The sequence below is a fragment of the Devosia rhizoryzae genome, from assembly GCF_016698665.1.
Taxonomy (GTDB): domain Bacteria; phylum Pseudomonadota; class Alphaproteobacteria; order Rhizobiales; family Devosiaceae; genus Devosia; species Devosia rhizoryzae.
In genome coordinates this window covers 2,888,643-2,904,595 of record NZ_CP068046.1, presented here as the reverse complement: position 1 = coordinate 2,904,595, position 15,953 = coordinate 2,888,643, and the positions used below count along the sequence as shown (strand labels likewise).

The following is a 15,953-nucleotide window of genomic DNA, read 5'->3' as shown; positions in this document are numbered from 1 at the left end:
GGGAGCCAATGACGATGAGCACGCTCTGGAAAATCGTGACCGCCGCAGGTCTCGCCCTGTCGCTTGCCGGTTGTGTCGATGTCGCCGTCGACGTGGCGCTGACCAGCCCCACGTCGGCGGAAGCGACGCTGACGCAGACCATGGTTGCCGACTTTTATGCCATGAAGGGCATGGGCGATGACCCTGAGCAGCAAAGCGCTGCCGACGTCTTCTGCCAGGAAGGCGAACTCACCGAGAACGCCGACGGCAGCGCCACCTGCATCATCGCCGAAGCCGGTGCTTTCGCCGATCTCGACCTCGGCCAGCAGGAAGGCGGCATCACCTTTACCCCTGCTGGCGACGGGCTCGTCCGCGTCGCCATGGCAACCGAAGCGCTGAGCGAAGAGATCAGAGGTGGGGAACCGCTGGATGCAGAAACCGCAAGCCTTGCCGAAGCGATCTTTATCGGTCGCACTTTCACGCTGAGCTTTTCCGGCGCCGAGATCACCGACACCAATATGACCATGAGCGAAGATGGAACGATCGCTACCCAATCGATCCCGATCATCGACATCATCAAGGGCGATGTCGAGCTGCCGGAAGAATTTTACGCCGTGGTGCGCGCGCCATGAGTGTTGCCGTAAAAATCAAATGGCTGCCGCATGGTGAAGGCCTGCCCCTGCCGCATTTTGCCACCGCGCAATCGGCGGGCGCCGACCTGCGCGCGGCGCTTTCCGTTGATGCCCCGCTGACGCTCGCGCCCGGCATGCGCGCTATTGTGCCCTGTGGCTTCGCTATGGCGCTGCCCGAGGGTTTCGAGGCGCAGGTGCGGCCGCGCTCCGGCCTTGCCGCCAAGCATGGCGTTACTGTGCTTAATTCTCCCGGCACGATCGACGCCGATTACCGGGGCGAGGTCATGGTCATCTTGATCAATCTGGGCCAGGAGAGTTTTGTGATCGAGCGCGGCGAGCGCATCGCCCAGATGATCGTGGCGCCGGTGGTGCAGCCGGATTTTGTGGTGGGAGGGGATCTCGATGCAACGATACGCGGCACGGGCGGCTTCGGTTCTACGGGCCGCAACTAGCCTTTTCCTTGCGGCAAGTTTTTTTGCTTCTCCTGCCGTGGCGGGCGATCGGGCGCTGATCGACTTTGTCGGCTTCTCCGAAGACTTCCGCTATTTTGCCTTCGAAGAGTTCGGGGAGCAGGACGGCTCCGGCTTTGCCTATTCCAATGTTTATGTTGTCGATCTCAGCACGGACAGCTGGGTTGTCGGCACGCCGATCCGCGTCCGCGCCGACAGCGAAGACGAGCCACTTGCCGCCATTCGCGCCCAAACTGCCGAACTGGCAGACGACTTTGTTGACGAGTTCGGGCTCGCCGTCCCGGTCGAGGTCGCTGCGCTGATTGGCGACGGTGTTCCCGATACCGATGCCAAGAGCCTCCGGTTCGGTGCTCCGAGCTACAATCCCGGCGCCACCTCCGGCGATTACACGCTGCGACTTTCAACCTTTGACACCACCGCCGCCGAACCCTGCGGCGACTGGTTCGACACTGGCCCGCTTGGCTATGAGCTGCGCATCTCGGATGCGGGCGCCGAACGGCTGGTTCATCGAGACGGAGATTTGCCCCGGTCCCGCGGCTGTCCGCTCGATTACCGGCTTTATGCCGTCGTCATGCCTTATGGCGGCACGTCCATGGGCAATGCCGTGGCTATCGTTTCGGTTTATCCCGGCGGCTTCGAAGGGCCGGACCGGCGCTTCCTGGCGGTGCCGCTTGGCCTCTGACCCGTCGCTCTCGCCCGAAGAAACACGGCGCTACGCCCGCCACCTGGTGCTCAAGGGCGTTGGCGGCGCTGGCCAGCAAAAGCTCAAGGCCGCCCGCGTGGCCGTGGTGGGGGCAGGGGGACTTGGCAGCCCGGCGATCGCTTACCTTGCCGCTGCCGGTGTTGGCCGCCTGGGGCTAATTGATCCCGACACGGTGTCGCTTTCGAACCTGCAGCGTCAGGTGATCCACAGCGATGCCACTGTCGGCCGCCCCAAGACCGAAAGCGCCGCCGCGTTCGTTGCGGCCCGCAATCCGCATGTAGTGCTGGACCTCTATCCGCTGGCGCTGACCACCGAAAACGCCCCCGGTATTCTCGAGAACTACGATCTCGTGCTCGACGGCACCGACAATCTCGTCACCCGCCGTGCGGTTGCCGCGGCGGCCGAAAGCTTGCGCCTGCCTCTGGTCAGCGGCGCCGTCTCGATGTTTTCCGGCCAGCTTACCGTCTTTGCGCCCCATCTCGGCAGTCCGCCGCACCATGCGCTTTACCCGTTGGAGGCCAGCGACGATGCGCTGCCGTCCTGCGAAGCCAATGGAATTATCGGGCCGGTGACCGGGGTCATCGGGACGCTGGTGGCCATGGAAGCCATCAAGCTCATCGTCGGCATCGGCACGCCGCTGCTTGGACGGCTATTGGTCTATGATGCGCGCGACGCGAGCTTTTCCGAACTCAGCTACTAAGGCAACTTCTGCTGCACCATGGCAGTTTCCGCAGTGCGGAGGATAGCCAATGACCGACTATGACCTGACCAAGGAAGAACGCGCAACGCTCGCAAGCTTTGTCGGTGCGGAACAACCGCAGGACGTAGACCCGCTCCACTTTGCCAAGCTCTTGTCGATGGCTCTGCTGGAGCAGAAGGAAGGCGGGCCGGTTCTTACAGAGACCGGCCGGCACTACCTGGAAGAGAGCCGCTAAGCGTCGGGGTGCTTGAACACCAGCGCCGCATTGGTGCCGCCGAAGCCGAACGAGTTCGACAGCACATAGCCGAGATCCACGTCGTCGCGCCGCTGCCGGATGATCGGCATGTCGGCAAAGGCCGGATCAAGATTCTCGATATTGGCGCTTTCGGCGATGAAGCGGTGCTTCATCATCAGGATCGAATAGATCGATTCGTGGACGCCCGTCGCGCCCTGCGAATGGCCGGTCAGCGACTTGGTGGCCGAGATCGGCGGGCACTTGTCCTCGTTGCCGAAAACGGCGCGCAAGGCTTCCATTTCCTTGAGGTCGCCGACCGGGGTCGAGGTGGCGTGCGGATTGATATAGTCGATCGGCGCCTTGACGTTCTGCAGCGCCATGCGCATGCAGCGCTCGGCGCCTTCGCCGGACGGGGCAACCATGTCGACGCCGTCCGAGGTCGCGCCATAGCCGACCACTTCGGCCCAGATCTTGGCGCCGCGCGCCTTGGCGTGTTCCAGCTCTTCAAGCACCAGCACGCCGGCGCCGCCCGAAATCACGAAACCATCGCGCGCCGCATCATAGCAGCGGCTGGCCTTGCTCGGATTGTCGTTGAAGTCAGAGCTCATGGCGCCCATGGCGTCGAAAAGGTCGGACAAGGTCCAGTCGAGATCCTCATGCCCGCCGGCAAAGACGATGTCCTGCTTGCCCAGCATGATCGCCTCGGCCGCATTGCCGATGCAGTGCTTGGAGGTCGCGCAGGCGGCGGTGATGGAATAGTTGATGCCCTTGATGCCAAAGGACGTGGCGAGCGTCGCCGACGCGGTCGATCCCATGGCCTTGGGCACGGCCAGCGGCCCGATGCGCTTGGGCGACTTCTTTTCGCGCGTGATGTCGGCGGCTTCCACGATGGTGCGGGTCGAGGCGCCGCCCGAGCCCATGACGATGCCGGTCATCGGATTGGTGATGTCGGCTTCGGTCAGGCCCGCATCGGCGATCGCCTGCTGCATGGCAAGGTAATTCCAGGCGGCGCCGCGGCCCATGAAGCGGGTGACGCGGCGATCGAGCTGCTCGAACGGATCGATCCGCGGATCGCCCTTGACCTGTGAGCGGAAGCCCAGCTCGGCATAGTCTTCGGCAAAGATGATGCCGGGCTTGGCGTCGCGCAGGCTCTGCGTCACCTCGTCGAGCGAATTGCCGATCGAGGAAATGATACCCATCCCGGTTACGACAACTCGTCTCATGCTTTGCGTGTCCTCATTGGTCTTATCTAAAGGCGCGTTTACGTCAGCGCCCATTTAGGTTGCAAACGGCGCAGCTTTAAGGCCGATCAGGCGGAGACTTTTTGGTCGGCCAACTGCGCGTCGGTGAAAAGGCCAACGCGTAAGTCCTTGGCTTCATAGATCACTTTGCCGTCAGCCTTGACCCAGCCATCGGCAATCCCGAGCGTCAGCCGCGAGCGCATGACGCGCTTGAGGTCGATGCCATACTCGACGAGCTTGACGTCATCGGTCACCTGGCCGGTGAACTTGATCTCGCCGCCAAGGGCGCGGCCCTTGCCGGGCTGGCCGATCCAGGAGAGGAAAAAGCCGGTCATCTGCCAGATGGCGTCGAGCCCGAGGCAACCGGGCATGACCGGATCGCCGATGAAATGGCACTTGAAGAACCAGAGATCCGGATCAACGTCGAGTTCGGCGCGCACCTGGCCCTTGCCGAAAGCGCCGCCGGTCTGGTCGATCTGGGTGATGCGGTCAAACATCAGCATGGGTGGCGCAGGGAGGCGCGCGTCGCCCTGGCCCGGCAATTCACCGCGGCCATGCGCCAGCAATTCTTCTTTGTTGAATGCGTTCTGCTGCTGCATCATGGCGTTCTTCCCACACACATTTAAGCTTCGTCTCGTATAGAGGGCACGGGGGAGGGTCAAGCCGAGCGCCCCCGCACCCTTGGCCGCGGCCAGCCGCGGCTTGTCTCGAACCATCCGCGCTAGTATAAGAAACGGGCATTTTGACCACGATGACGAGACTTTCCGGCCCGATGCCCGACCGCAGCCTTGCCGCCCATCCTTCTCACCGCCCCTGCGTGACGGCGGTACTGCGCATTGCGGGACTGCGCCCGACACGGCAGCGCGTGGCCCTGGCCGAGCTTCTGTTTCATGGGCCGCACCGCCATATCAGCGCCGAACAGCTCCATGCCGAGGCGAGCACGGCCAATGTCAATGTGTCGCTCGCGACCATCTACAATACGTTGCACCAGTTCCACGAAGCCGGCCTCCTGCGCGAAGTCGCCATCGACGCCTCGCGCTCCTACTTCGATACCGATACGTCCGATCACCATCACTTCTTCGTCGAAGACGAACAGCGCATGATCGACATTCCCGCCGATGCCGTCGAGTTCAAGACTCTTCCCCGCGCGCCGAGCGGCATGGAAGTGGCCCATGTCGACGTGGTGATCCGCGTTCGCAAGTCGCGCTAACCGTCTAGCGCGAGCCGGGTGGGGCGACGCCCCCGTGACAAACCCGGACCGCTTGCCCATAGTGTGCCCGGTTTCAACAGCATCAAGGGTGGCTGATGCCTGAAAAGGTCAGTCTCAACGCCTATTTCGAGCGAATCGGTTTTGCCGGTTCCATTGCCCCGACACTGGCTACGCTTGAACAGCTGCACGCCCTCCATCCCGCCACGATCCCCTTCGAGACCATCGATCCATTGCTCGGCCGACCGGTCGCTCTCGACCAGTCCAGCCTTGAACGCAAGCTCCTGACGGAACGCCGCGGCGGCTATTGCTTCGAGCATAACCTCCTTTTCATGCGCATCTTGCGCGACCTCGACTTTTCCGTGCGTCCGCTCCTGGCACGAGGCCTTTGGAGCGATCCGGATAACCAGCGGCGCAGCCACCTCGTTCTGCTGGTGGAGGTCAACAAGCAGAACTACATTGCCGATGTCGGCCAGGGTTTCACACTGACTGCGCCGCTGCGCCTGCGCGCCGATGTCGAGCAGACCACGCCGCACGAAACGTTCCGCCTCATTAATGAAGGCGCAGAATGGCGCCTTGAGGTGCAATGGGGCGAGGCCTGGCGCCCGGTGCATGCCTTTACGCTCGACGCCGTGGAGGAGGACGACATCGCGGCGCTCAACCAGACCTTGTCGACGAGCCCCGACGTGCCGCTCACGCAAGAACTGCGCGTAGCCCTGTCCCCGCCGGGAAAGCGGCTGACCTTGCGCAATACCAGTTTTGCCGTGCGCCCGACTGGTGGCGAAGCGGAAAAGCGCGAGCTCGGCAGCATGGAAGCGCTCCGCGCGGTGCTGACCGAAGAGTTCGGCATCACCTTGCCCAACGACGAGCGACTTGAACTCGCCTTGTCGCGCCTGTTCCCGCTGCCGCCGGATACGCCTGACCAGGCGCCGGTGTGAGCCATGGCGCCGGTTGAGGTTCGCCTGGACAGGCTGCATGAATTTGCCGATTTCGACGCTTTCTACACCTGGCTCGAAAAGCACCACGATGTCGAAGACGAAGTCTGGATCCACATCTTCAAAAAGGCATCCGGAAAGCCGACCATCACGCCGATAGAGGCCATCGACGCGGTGCTCTGCTGGGGTTGGATCGATGCGATCAAGAAGAGCTGGGACGATGAGAGCTTCGTCCAGCGCTACTGCCGCCGGCGGCCGAAATCGGTCTGGAGCCAGGTCAACCGCGACAATGTCGAGCGGCTCCTGCAGTCGAACCTCATGACCGCGCATGGCATGGTCCATGTCGAGGCTGCCAAGGCCGACGGCCGCTGGGACGCAGCCTATGCTACGACCATGGAGCCGCCTGAGGACCTGATGGCAGCGATCAGGCAAACGCCCGGTGCGCTGGCCATGTTCGATCGGCTCTCCTCGCAAAACCGCTTTGCCCTGATCTTTCGCACCAATGCGCTCAAGACCGCCGCGGCGCGGGAGAAGAAAATAGAAGCCTTTGCGCAGATGCTGGCGCGTGGCGAAACCATTTATCCGCAGAAAGCCAAGCCATGAGCCTTTGGGTCGCCTTCCTCTGTGGCGTCAATGTCGGCAAGCGCCAGATGAAGATGGGCGCTCTGCGCTTGCTTCTGGAAGAAAACGGCTATGGCGACGTCAAGACCATCCTCGCCAGCGGCAATGTGCGCTTCACGACCACGGCCACTGCCGAGGCGATCAAGTCCGATCTCGAAACCATCATCGCCGCGACCTTCGGCTTCAAGTCCGACGTCATCCTGCGCAGCGGCGCTGAGATGGAAGAGCTTCTGGCCAAACACCCTTTCGCCAGCCTCGATCCCGAGGCCGATCTCACCCGCCACGTCATCCTTTATGACAAGCCGCTGCCGGTGGTCGAACTCGAAAGCCGGAAGGGCGATGTCGAAATCCTGCGCGTCGACGAGCGCGAACTCTATTTCGCCGGATATCGCCAGGCCAATGGCCGCTATACCGAAAATGTCGAGGATGTGCTCAAACCGCTCGGCAAGGCCATCGGCAAGACTAATCCCGGTACGATGCGCAACTGGAACACCATGGAGAAGATCCTCAAGTGATCACCGTCTTCGGCTCCACCAATCTCGATCAGGTCGGCACCGTGTCGCGCCTCCCCAAGCCCGGCGAAACCGTTGCCGGCGGGACATTCTCGATGGCGCCAGGCGGCAAGGGAGCCAATCAGGCCCTGGCCGCCCGCCGAGCCGGTGCCCAGGTGCGGCACGTCTCGGCCGTGGGTGACGATGCCTTCGCCGACATGGCGCTGGAACTGCTCAAATCCGGTGGCGTCGATCTTGCGCAGATGCGCCAGGCCGAAGCGGCGACGGGCATCGCCATGATCTTCGTCGATGCTGAGGGCGAGAACGTCATTGCCATCTTGCCCGGTGCGAACGGCACCGTGAGCGCCGCCGATGCCGAAGCGGGTCTTACCCATCTCACCGCGAGCGACACCATTCTGGTGCAGCAGGAAGTGCCGCAGGCCGCCACGCGCCGCGCCCTCGAAATCGCGCGCGAAAGGGGTGCCCGCAGTGTCCTCAACACGGCGCCCTTCTTGCCCGACACGCCAGAGCTTGCGCCGCTGGCCGACATCGTCGTTGCCAACGAAACCGAGTTTTCGCTGCTGACAGGACGGCCCATCGCCGAACTCGACGCTGCCATGGCCGATTGGGTGAAGAAGACCGGTCGCAGCATCGTCGTCACGCTTGGTCCTGATGGTGCTCGCGCCCGCACCCCCGAAGGCAGTCTTTCGGTCCCGGCACACAAGGTGAAGCCGGTCGATACCGTCGGGGCTGGCGACACCTTTTGCGGCTACCTTGCCGCAGGCCTCGACGCGGGCCTGAGCCTTGAAGCAGCGCTCCGCCGTGCCGCGATTGCCGGGAGCCTGGCATGCCTCAATCCCGGTGCCCAGCCGGCTATTCCGCTGGCCTCGGCGGTGGATGAGATCGCCGGTTAGCGCAAAAGAGAAAGCGGGCCATAGGGCCCGCTTTCTCAAATATATTCGCTGCCTTTTAGCGGCGGTTGATGCTCTGGCGATCCAGAGCATCGCGATCGTCTTCGATCTCGACTTCGGTCTTGCGAACCGTGTCGTTGATCGTTTCCTGACGGTCCGAAACGTCCTTGCGCAGGGCGATCTCTTCGGTCACGCGCGCTTCCTTGCCGACCACTGCCTGTTCGGCATGCTCTTCGGCTTCGATCGTGCGATCCTGAAAGGCGATATCGGCATCGCTCACCGGACGATCGACAGGACGGCGCTCGATGTTGACGCGCTCTTCATGGAGGTTGACGTTCTCGCTGACGCCTTCTTCGCGGATATAGGAGCGCACGCGGACGCGGCCCAGATTGACATCGCGCTTGCCGACGACGAGACGCTCGTCGACCACCGGGATCACGTCTTCATCGCTGCGCGAGGAGAGCGTGTTGTCGCTGGCATAATCGGCCGAGCCGGCGGCGCCGAACGAACCGGTCGAAGACGTCGTTGTGGAGCCGGTGGTCGAACCTGCGCCATAGCCAAGGGCTTCGCTGGTGCCGGCCTGGTAGCCGGTCCAGCCTTCCGAACGCCAGCTTTCCTCGCGTTCGTTGAGGTCGATCGAGCCTTCATCATCGAGAATGTGGAGGGCGACGTCGTAATGGGCTGCCGGCAGGTTGCTGACGGCAACGAGGTAGCCGCCGCGGCTCAGGCCTTCGGCATAGGAATAGCGGTCTTCGTCGGGCATGAAGAAATCGGCGAGGGCGGAGAAGAAGCCCTGGTGCTGCTCGCGGCGCTCGGCGACGGGCGTATCGCTTTCATAGCCGGGCATGAGGCTGATGCTGTCGCGGGAAATGCCGGCCTCAATCAGGCGGTCAACGGCGCGCTGTGCGTCGTGCTGGCTGTCGAAAATGGCGGAAAGGGTTGTCGATGCACTCGCGGAATACTGGCTCATTTCAAAGATCCTCTTCGATTGGGTTCGATTTGACGTCTTCGCGTTCGATTTTGGCGTGCTGCTTGCGTAGCTCCACCGGCAGTTCAACGGTCTGCGTGGTCTTGGTCTGACGAATGTGGATCTCTTCTCGAAGCACGAGGCGCTTCTCGACCACGAGGATTTCTTCGACCACGGGAACGATGGTCACCCCGTCCTCGGTGCGAACCGGGGGGACTGCATCGATCTCGCGATCGAGGGGTACTCGAACAATTTCCACATCCTGCCGCTCCAGCGCCGCCGACACCAATTGCTCGGCTGTCTCGGTCTGGGTGGTGACGCGGACCCGGCCCGTAAGCAGGTCAAGCTTTTCGATCGTCGCCGTCTCGGTGACGAGCTGAAGAACGTCTTCTCTCTCTTGCATCGACCCTGTCCGCATCTCAGGACTTCCAAAACGACCACCTGACTCTCAAGTTCCGCAAAAATAATGGGGAACCCGCACTGTCACCGTCCCGTCATTTTTAAGGAATCTTTCACCACCCCGCGCGAAAATCGGCCCTACCAAGGAGTTGCCGATGCGCAAGATCGAAATAGTGGATGCGGTGCGCCTGCGCTTTCCGGAGCAAAATGCCGATTTCGATTTGGGCGTCGAAGTGGGTGCGCTCAGCGTTCTGATGGCACAGGGCGAGCCGCTGTTGCAGCGTACGGTGTCGGCAGCCGCCGTGGAACAGCTCCGGCCCATCGCCGAGCGCTTCCGCTATGCTCTCGTGGCCAGCAGCGCTGGCGAGGGCATGATGGACGTAAGCCTCATCCACTGGTCGCGCCGCCCGCTTCTGCGCGTCGTCAGCTAGGCGCAAAAAAAGCGGGCCTTGCGACCCGCTTTCAAAAAATTCTCAGATCCGGCATCCCTTATTTGGGCGCCAGCACCATGACCATCTGACGACCTTCCGAGCGCGGCTGCGACTCGACCTTGGCCACGGCTTCGGTTTGCTCCTTGACCTTGAGCAGCAGCTGCATGCCCAGGTCCTGGTGCGCCATTTCGCGGCCACGGAAGCGCATCGTCACCTTGACGCGATCACCTTCGTCCAAGAACCGCTGCACAGCCTTCATCTTGGTCTCGTAGTCATGGGTATCGATGTTCGGCCGCAGCTGAACTTCCTTGACTTCGATGACCTTCTGCTTCTTGCGCGTTTCGGCGGCCTTCTTCTGCGCCGCGTACTTATAGCGGCCAAGATCGAGCATCTTGGCAACGGGCGGCTGCGAATTGGCAGCGATCAGCACGAGGTCGAGCCCGGCTTCCTGCGCTTCGGCCAAAGCATCGCGCGTTCGCACGACGCCGCGGTTTTCACCTTCGGCATCGATAAGCTGGACGTCAGGGCTGGTGATATCCTCATTGGCAAGCGGCCCATCTTTCTGGGGCGCTACGGGTCTCATGGGACGACGAATGGCAAGCGATCCTTGTGTTGTTCAAGCAAAGGGGTGAATTCGAGGATAAAATCGTGTTAGCGGCAGCTAAAGTCAACTGGCCCGGACAGGGATATTCCCTTTGTTGCGCCGGGGAAACTCACTTTCTAACGCATGAGGCGCGGTTTTCGCTCATGAGCTTTACGCAATCTCTTCGTCTTGCCGTCGGCACGGGGCCCGATCAGCGTGACATCGCCATCGAACAGCGGTCCGGCGGGGCCCCGGGCATCTTCTGGCTGAGCGGCTTTCGCTCGGTGATGAGCGGCATCAAAGCGATGACGCTGGACACATTGGGCGCCGAACATGGCCTTGAGGTGACGCGCTTCGACTATTCCGGGCATGGGCTGTCGGGGGGCGCGTTCGACGAGGGCACCGTCAGCCGCTGGCTTGAGGAAGCCGAGGCGGTTTTTGCGACCACGAGCGGCCCGCAGATCGCCTGCGGGTCGTCGATGGGTGGCTGGCTGGCACTGCTCCTGGCGCAGCGGCAACTGGCCAAGGGCGCGCCGCTCAAGGGCCTGGTGCTGATTGCGCCGGCAACCGATGCCACCGCCACCTTGATCCCCCAGCGCATGACCAAGAAACAGGCGCGCGACCTCGAGCGGCAAGGCTGGTTCGAGCGCGACAGCCGCTATGGCGATGGCCCTTACCGCTACACGCGGGCGCTCGTTGAAGACGGCGCAAAACACCTGCTGTTCGGCAAGGTCATCGAAACCGGCTGCCCCGTGCACATCCTCCAGGGCGCCAAGGATCCCGACGTGCCGCACGCGCATGCGGCCAAGCTCCTGACCCACATCCTCCACGATCCGGTGACGTTCACGCTGATCCCGGACGGCGATCACCGGCTGAGCCGGGAGGAAGATCTGGAACGATTGCGGGCTGCGGTTCTGGGGATGGTTGACCCCCACCCAACCTCCCCCTGAAGAAGGGGGAGGAGCTAGATCGAGCCAAGTGCACAATACGGCGCCTCCCCCTACCAGGGGGAGGCGGGGGCGGGGTTTATCCGCGAACGCGAAGCTTCGTGCGCTCCATCCCATCGTCGCCAAAATTCTCAGGCTGCAACCAGCGTTCGAATTCCGCGCGCAAGGAGGGCCACTCGCTTTCAAGGATCGAAAACCAGGCCGTGTCGCGGCTTTCGCCTTTGACGATGCGGTCCTGCCGGAAGAGGCCTTCATACTGAAAGCCAAAACGGGCGGCGGCCTTTTTGGAGGGTTCATTGCGATTGTTGCACTTCCATTCGAAGCGCCGGTAGCCGAGCTCGTCGAAAGCGTGGCGGGCGAAAAGGAACAGCGCTTCGGTGGCGAGGCGCGAGCGGGCCATGACCGGTCCCCAATAGATGCCGCCGATTTCAATTGAGGCATGCTCCGGAAAGATGCGCATCCAGGCCTGGCGGCCAACGGCCCTGCCGCTCGATTTGTCGACCACCGCCACATAGCGGTCGCCGCTGGCATTGGCGCGCTCGACGAAGTCTTCAGCGGCGGCGACGCTGTCCGGTGCGTATTCGAACAGCCAGCGATAACGCTCCGGCACGCCCTCGCCATAAGACTGCGCGAAGAGGTCCGCCGCGTGGCGCCGTTCCAGCGGCTCGAGGCGCGCATAGCGGCCATCGAGGACGACGCGCTCCGGTGCGCCTTTTGCCGGCTGCACGGTCATTCTTCGCTCTCCAGGATCTGCCGCAGGCCCGCGCGGTAGTTGGGATAAAGCATCTCGATGCCGAGCGCGTGCTTGATCGCCCGGTTGGAGACCCGTTTGTTGTCGCGGTAAAAACTGCGCTGCATGGGCGACATTTCGGTGGTTTCGAAGGGAAGGTCAGGCGGCACGGGCATTCCGATCATTTCGGCACCATAAGCGATCACGTCCTGCGGCGGCGCCGGCTCGTCGTCGGCCATGTTGAATGTGCCATCGAGCCGCCGTTCGGCGGCCAGCGCCGTGACGCGCGCGATATCGGCGACATGGATGCGGTTGAACACCTGGCCCGGCTTGATCACCCGCCGCGCCGTGCCGTCGCGCAGCCTGTCGAAGGTCGAGCGGCCGGGCCCGTAAATGCCGGCAAGGCGCAGAATGGTCAGCGGCACGCCGCGCTGCGCCGCATAATCGCGCCAGGCCTGTTCGGCGAGAACGCGGAGGTCGCTGCGCATGTTGCGCGGCACAAGCGGCGCCGTCTCGTCGATCCAGGCGCCGTCGAAATCGCCGTAAACGCCGACCGTCGAGTAATAGCAAAGCCATTCGAGCCTGGGTGCCGCATCGAGCTCTGCCCGATGGTGCTGCAGGACGGGGTCGCCGTCGTCACCGGGCGCGGCCGAGAGGATGACGTGGGTGACGTCCTCCAGTGCGGCGCCGACCCCGGGTCCGGGCCGTTCGCCGTCGAACACAATGGCATCGATGCCTTCAGCCTGTAGCCGTTCGGCCTTCTCAGCCGATCGCACCGTGCCGCCAACGGCAAAGCCGCGCTCCCGCGTCGCCTTGACGGCGTGCTGCGACGAGTAGCCCAGCCCGAAAAAGAACGCCTTCATACCATTCCGCTCCACTCGTCCCGCACGGCAGGATCGGTTTCCCCATCGAGGTGCCGCTCTCGCACGGCGCTGGCCTGCTCGGGGTCCAACCGCCGCAGCGCCCAGACGGCCGCCCCGCGTACCAGCGCCGAGGCGTCGGCCATCCGTGCCATGACAGAGGGCACGAGGATCTCGCTTTCCGAGTTGCCGATGCCAATCAGCACATTACGCAAGAAGCGCTCATGCCCGATACGCTTGACCGGCGAGCCGGCAAACAACGCTCTGAACCCGGCATCGTCGATCGCCACCAGGTCCGCCAGTTCCGGCCGCTCCAGTTCCGGGCGCGAACGCAGCTTGGCTTCGCGGCTGATCGAGGCAAACTTGTTCCAGGGGCAAACGGCAAGGCAATCGTCGCAGCCATAGATGCGGTTGCCCATCGGCCGCCGAAATTCGCGCGGGATCGGCCCCTTATGCTCGACGCTGTAATAGGCGAGGCACCGCCGGGCATCGAGCCGGAAGGGCGCGGGAAAGGCATTGGTCGGGCAGACGTCGAGGCAGCGGGTGCAGGAGCCGCAGCTTTCCAGGTGCGGCTTGTCGACCGGCAGTTCCGCCGAGGTCAGGATCGCGCCCAAAAACAGCCAGGATCCCCACTCGCGGCTAACCAGCACGGAGTGCTTGCCCTGCCAGCCAAGCCCTGCCACCTCGGCCAGCGGCTTTTCCATCAGCGGCGCGGTATCGACAAACACTTTGACATCGGCACCGCCGCGTCGCGCCAGGAGGCCTGCCAGCTCCTTGAGCTTGCCCTTGATGATGTCGTGGTAATCGCGATTGCGCGCATAGGCCGAAATGTTGCCGATGCTTTTTTCAGCCAGCAGGTGGAGCGGATTGGTGTCGGGGCCATAATTGACGCCGAGGAGGATGGCCGAGCGCGCCTCTTCCCATAGCCGCCGCGGATCGCCGCGCCGTTCCTCGGTTTCGGCCATCCAAGTCATTTCAGCGTGCCAGCCCTGTTCGATGGCGTGGCGCAGCTTTTCAGGCAAGTCCGGACGTGCATCGGTCGCCGCAATGCCGAAGGCGTCAAAACCCAGCGCCCTAGCACGGCTGCGCAGCTCGGCGACGAGTTTTTCGGTTTGCGTATTCAAGTAGACCTCATGGCTGTGCACGAGGTCTACTGCATGAGCCCGCCGTGCTGCAAAGCACTAAAAATCGAGATCGGAATAGCCTCGGCTGGGTGGCATGGCCACCACGCGGTCGTTGAGCAGGGTGCGGAAGGCTGGCCGCGACTTGATACGGGAGTACCAGTCGCGCGTTTCGCCCGGGATTTTCGACCAGTCGAGGTCGCCCATATAGTCGAGCGTCGAGATATGGGCGGCGAGGGCGAAATCGGCGAGGCTCATCGTGTCGCCGCCCAGCCAGTTGCGGCTAGCGAGGAGCCAGTTGAAGTAAAGAAGGTGTTCCTGAAGGTTTGCCTTGGCCGCGCGCAGCACCGAAGGCTCGGGCGTGGCGCCGCGGATGTCGCGCTTGGCGATCTTTTCCTCGAAGAGGTACCGCGTCACCTCGTCATTGAGCTTGACCAGAACCCATTCCACCAGCCGCCACATTTCGGCACGAGACAAAGGATCCGCCGGCAGCAGGCCTTCCACCGTTTCGGGAGCATAAAGGTCTTCGACAGCATGGATATTGGCCATGATGCCGATGATCGCCGCTTCCGTTTCGGTGAACATGATGGGCAGCGTCGCCGCCGGATTAAGCTCCAGCAAAGCCTCTTCGCGCAACCAGGGCTTGATCTCCTCGAGGTCGAGCGGGACGCCATATTCGGCGCACATCAGCCGGATCAGCCGGGACGCAGGATCGAGGGGATAGTGCACGAGGCTTGGCATTGGACGCTCTTTTTAGGGTGCCGCGGCCGCAATCCCCGCCTTGGCGCCCTGGTCGAACAGGGCTAGAAGCTTGGCCGCAACGGCTCTTTTGTTGAGTTAGGGGATCAGATGAACGCCGATCAAGGTCTTTTTGTGCCGCTGGTCCTCGGAATTCTCGAAGGGCTTACCGAATTCCTTCCGGTAAGCTCCACCGGCCATCTGCTTCTGGCCGGGCATTTCTTCGGCCTCACCCAGCCGGCGACCTTTATCGTCCTGATCCAGCTGGGTGCGATCCTTGCCGTTGTCACGGTCTATTTCGCCAAACTTGGGCTTCTGATCCGCGACGCGCTGACCGGCAAGGCCTATGCCTGGCAGTTCGCGCTTTCCGTCATTCTCGCCTGCTTTCCGGCGGTGATTGCCGGCGTACTGCTGCGCGATTTCATCCAGGGCGATCTTTGGGAGTCGGCGACGCTGATCTGCACGACGCTTCTTGTCGGCGGCATTGTCCTCCTCATCGTCGATCGGCTGCCGCTCCAGCCCAGATACGACGACATCTACCGCTTTCCCTGGCATTTGGCGCTGATCATCGGGCTTTTCCAGATGCTGTCGCTGGTGCCCGGCGTCTCCCGCTCCGGGTCGACGGTTGTCGGCGGCATGCTGTTTGGCGCGTCAAAGCGCGCTGCTGCAGAATTCACCTTCTTTATTGCCCTGCCGATCATGGTCGGCGCCTTTGGGTATGACCTCTACAAGAGCCGCGACATGATAGACGGCTCCATCGCGATCAGCGTCGCCATCGGCTTTGCCGCAGCCTTCGTGGTCGGCGCGCTGGTCGTGCGCTATCTTCTCAACTTCGTTTCCCGCTACGGCTTTGCCCCCTTTGCCTGGTGGCGCATCCTGGTCGGCGCCGCCGGGCTCGTGGCGATCTTCGCTTTCGGGCGCTGAGCAGGGGCACAAGTAGCCCTCATCCTGAGGCGCGAAGCGCAAGCGGAGCCTCGAAGGACGAGGGCGTGGCACGACCCTCCACTCACCCACCCTCGTGGTTCGAGGCTACGCTGGCGCTTCGCACCTCA

General features: G+C 62.9%; 22 protein-coding genes. 13 read left to right on the top strand and 9 right to left on the bottom strand.

Annotated features, from left to right (window positions below; genetic code table 11):
- The first annotated feature begins 14 nt into the window (after positions 1 to 14).
- Genes JI748_RS14200 through JI748_RS14180 form a run of 5 tightly spaced genes read left to right on the top strand, consistent with a single transcriptional unit; the run spans position 15 to position 2,719 of the window.
- Positions 15 to 611: a hypothetical protein gene (locus tag JI748_RS14200; RefSeq protein ID WP_201631998.1), complete on the top strand. Its 597-nt coding sequence runs from the start codon at positions 15 to 17 to the stop codon at positions 609 to 611.
- Positions 608 to 1,063, top strand: a complete 456-nt coding sequence (dut, locus tag JI748_RS14195) for a dUTP diphosphatase (RefSeq protein WP_201631996.1) — start codon at positions 608 to 610, stop codon at positions 1,061 to 1,063. Before JI748_RS14200 ends, dut begins: the two co-directional genes overlap by 4 nt.
- Entirely contained in the window at positions 1,014 to 1,763 is a 750-nt protein-coding gene (locus JI748_RS14190; protein ID WP_201631993.1) for a DUF2259 domain-containing protein, read from the top strand. Before dut ends, JI748_RS14190 begins: the two co-directional genes overlap by 50 nt.
- Positions 1,753 to 2,484: a HesA/MoeB/ThiF family protein gene (locus tag JI748_RS14185; protein WP_233280534.1), complete on the top strand. Its 732-nt coding sequence runs from the start codon at positions 1,753 to 1,755 to the stop codon at positions 2,482 to 2,484. Before JI748_RS14190 ends, JI748_RS14185 begins: the two co-directional genes overlap by 11 nt.
- Before the next feature lie 49 nt (positions 2,485 to 2,533).
- Positions 2,534 to 2,719 carry a hypothetical protein gene (locus JI748_RS14180; protein ID WP_201631987.1) on the top strand — a complete coding sequence of 62 codons (186 nt, stop codon included), beginning with the start codon at positions 2,534 to 2,536 and terminating at the stop codon, positions 2,717 to 2,719.
- Here JI748_RS14180 and fabB read toward each other — a convergent pair.
- Both fabB and fabA read right to left on the bottom strand, forming a co-directional pair.
- The gene (gene fabB / locus JI748_RS14175) at positions 2,716 to 3,942 is read right to left on the bottom strand and encodes a beta-ketoacyl-ACP synthase I (protein ID WP_201631985.1); all 1,227 of its coding nucleotides are present in this window, start codon (positions 3,940 to 3,942) and stop codon (positions 2,716 to 2,718) included. The genes JI748_RS14180 and fabB overlap by 4 nt on opposite strands.
- Before the next feature lie 86 nt (positions 3,943 to 4,028).
- On the bottom strand, positions 4,029 to 4,562 hold the full coding sequence (gene fabA / locus JI748_RS14170) for a 3-hydroxyacyl-[acyl-carrier-protein] dehydratase FabA (protein WP_201631982.1): 534 nt from the start codon (positions 4,560 to 4,562) through the stop codon (positions 4,029 to 4,031).
- Positions 4,563 to 4,732: 170 nt separating this feature from the next.
- Between fabA and irrA the strand changes: the two genes are divergently transcribed.
- The 5 genes from irrA (at position 4,733) to JI748_RS14145 (ending at position 8,128) form a co-directional block, all read left to right on the top strand.
- Complete coding sequence (irrA, locus tag JI748_RS14165; RefSeq protein WP_201637373.1) at positions 4,733 to 5,170, top strand: iron response transcriptional regulator IrrA; 438 nt, start codon at positions 4,733 to 4,735, stop codon at positions 5,168 to 5,170.
- A gap of 95 nt (positions 5,171 to 5,265) precedes the next feature.
- Positions 5,266 to 6,105, top strand: a complete 840-nt coding sequence (locus tag JI748_RS14160; protein WP_201631979.1) for an arylamine N-acetyltransferase family protein — start codon at positions 5,266 to 5,268, stop codon at positions 6,103 to 6,105.
- Positions 6,106 to 6,108: 3 nt separating this feature from the next.
- On the top strand, positions 6,109 to 6,705 hold the full coding sequence (locus tag JI748_RS14155; RefSeq protein ID WP_201631976.1) for a YdeI/OmpD-associated family protein: 597 nt from the start codon (positions 6,109 to 6,111) through the stop codon (positions 6,703 to 6,705).
- Positions 6,702 to 7,238 carry a DUF1697 domain-containing protein gene (locus JI748_RS14150; protein WP_201631973.1) on the top strand — a complete coding sequence of 179 codons (537 nt, stop codon included), beginning with the start codon at positions 6,702 to 6,704 and terminating at the stop codon, positions 7,236 to 7,238. Before JI748_RS14155 ends, JI748_RS14150 begins: the two co-directional genes overlap by 4 nt.
- Positions 7,235 to 8,128: a ribokinase gene (locus tag JI748_RS14145; protein ID WP_201631972.1), complete on the top strand. Its 894-nt coding sequence runs from the start codon at positions 7,235 to 7,237 to the stop codon at positions 8,126 to 8,128. The genes JI748_RS14150 and JI748_RS14145 overlap by 4 nt, the downstream gene beginning before the upstream one ends.
- A gap of 55 nt (positions 8,129 to 8,183) precedes the next feature.
- On the opposite strand, the gene JI748_RS14140 is transcribed toward JI748_RS14145, so the two are convergent.
- On the bottom strand, positions 8,184 to 9,095 hold the full coding sequence (locus JI748_RS14140) for a YsnF/AvaK domain-containing protein (RefSeq protein ID WP_201631969.1): 912 nt from the start codon (positions 9,093 to 9,095) through the stop codon (positions 8,184 to 8,186).
- Position 9,096: 1 nt separating this feature from the next.
- Complete coding sequence (locus JI748_RS14135) at positions 9,097 to 9,495, bottom strand: YsnF/AvaK domain-containing protein (protein WP_201631966.1); 399 nt, start codon at positions 9,493 to 9,495, stop codon at positions 9,097 to 9,099.
- 151 nt (positions 9,496 to 9,646) lie between these two features.
- On the opposite strand from JI748_RS14135, the gene JI748_RS14130 reads away from it, so the two are divergent.
- Positions 9,647 to 9,922 carry a hypothetical protein gene (locus tag JI748_RS14130; protein ID WP_201631963.1) on the top strand — a complete coding sequence of 92 codons (276 nt, stop codon included), beginning with the start codon at positions 9,647 to 9,649 and terminating at the stop codon, positions 9,920 to 9,922.
- Between the two features lie 58 nt (positions 9,923 to 9,980).
- Here the strand turns inward: JI748_RS14130 and infC are convergent, their stop codons facing one another.
- On the bottom strand, positions 9,981 to 10,517 hold the full coding sequence (gene infC, locus JI748_RS14125; protein ID WP_201637371.1) for a translation initiation factor IF-3: 537 nt from the start codon (positions 10,515 to 10,517) through the stop codon (positions 9,981 to 9,983).
- Positions 10,518 to 10,669: 152 nt separating this feature from the next.
- Between infC and JI748_RS14120 the strand changes: the two genes are divergently transcribed.
- The gene (locus JI748_RS14120) at positions 10,670 to 11,455 is read left to right on the top strand and encodes an alpha/beta hydrolase (protein ID WP_201631961.1); all 786 of its coding nucleotides are present in this window, start codon (positions 10,670 to 10,672) and stop codon (positions 11,453 to 11,455) included.
- 76 nt (positions 11,456 to 11,531) lie between these two features.
- On the opposite strand, the gene JI748_RS14115 is transcribed toward JI748_RS14120, so the two are convergent.
- Genes JI748_RS14115 through JI748_RS14100 form a run of 4 tightly spaced genes read right to left on the bottom strand, consistent with a single transcriptional unit; the run spans position 11,532 to position 14,904 of the window.
- Positions 11,532 to 12,185 carry a GNAT family N-acetyltransferase gene (locus JI748_RS14115; protein WP_201631958.1) on the bottom strand — a complete coding sequence of 218 codons (654 nt, stop codon included), beginning with the start codon at positions 12,183 to 12,185 and terminating at the stop codon, positions 11,532 to 11,534.
- Positions 12,182 to 13,045, bottom strand: a complete 864-nt coding sequence (locus JI748_RS14110) for an SDR family oxidoreductase (RefSeq protein WP_201631956.1) — start codon at positions 13,043 to 13,045, stop codon at positions 12,182 to 12,184. Before JI748_RS14110 ends, JI748_RS14115 begins: the two co-directional genes overlap by 4 nt.
- Positions 13,042 to 14,166 carry a tRNA epoxyqueuosine(34) reductase QueG gene (gene queG / locus JI748_RS14105; protein ID WP_201631953.1) on the bottom strand — a complete coding sequence of 375 codons (1,125 nt, stop codon included), beginning with the start codon at positions 14,164 to 14,166 and terminating at the stop codon, positions 13,042 to 13,044. The genes JI748_RS14110 and queG overlap by 4 nt, the downstream gene beginning before the upstream one ends.
- A gap of 57 nt (positions 14,167 to 14,223) precedes the next feature.
- The gene (locus JI748_RS14100; RefSeq protein WP_201631951.1) at positions 14,224 to 14,904 is read right to left on the bottom strand and encodes a glutathione S-transferase family protein; all 681 of its coding nucleotides are present in this window, start codon (positions 14,902 to 14,904) and stop codon (positions 14,224 to 14,226) included.
- 108 nt (positions 14,905 to 15,012) lie between these two features.
- Here JI748_RS14100 and JI748_RS14095 point away from each other — a divergent pair, with 108 nt between their 5' ends.
- Positions 15,013 to 15,825 (top strand): undecaprenyl-diphosphate phosphatase, encoded by an 813-nt coding sequence (locus JI748_RS14095; RefSeq protein ID WP_201631948.1) that lies wholly within the window; start codon positions 15,013 to 15,015, stop codon positions 15,823 to 15,825.
- Positions 15,826 to 15,953 lie beyond the last annotated feature (128 nt).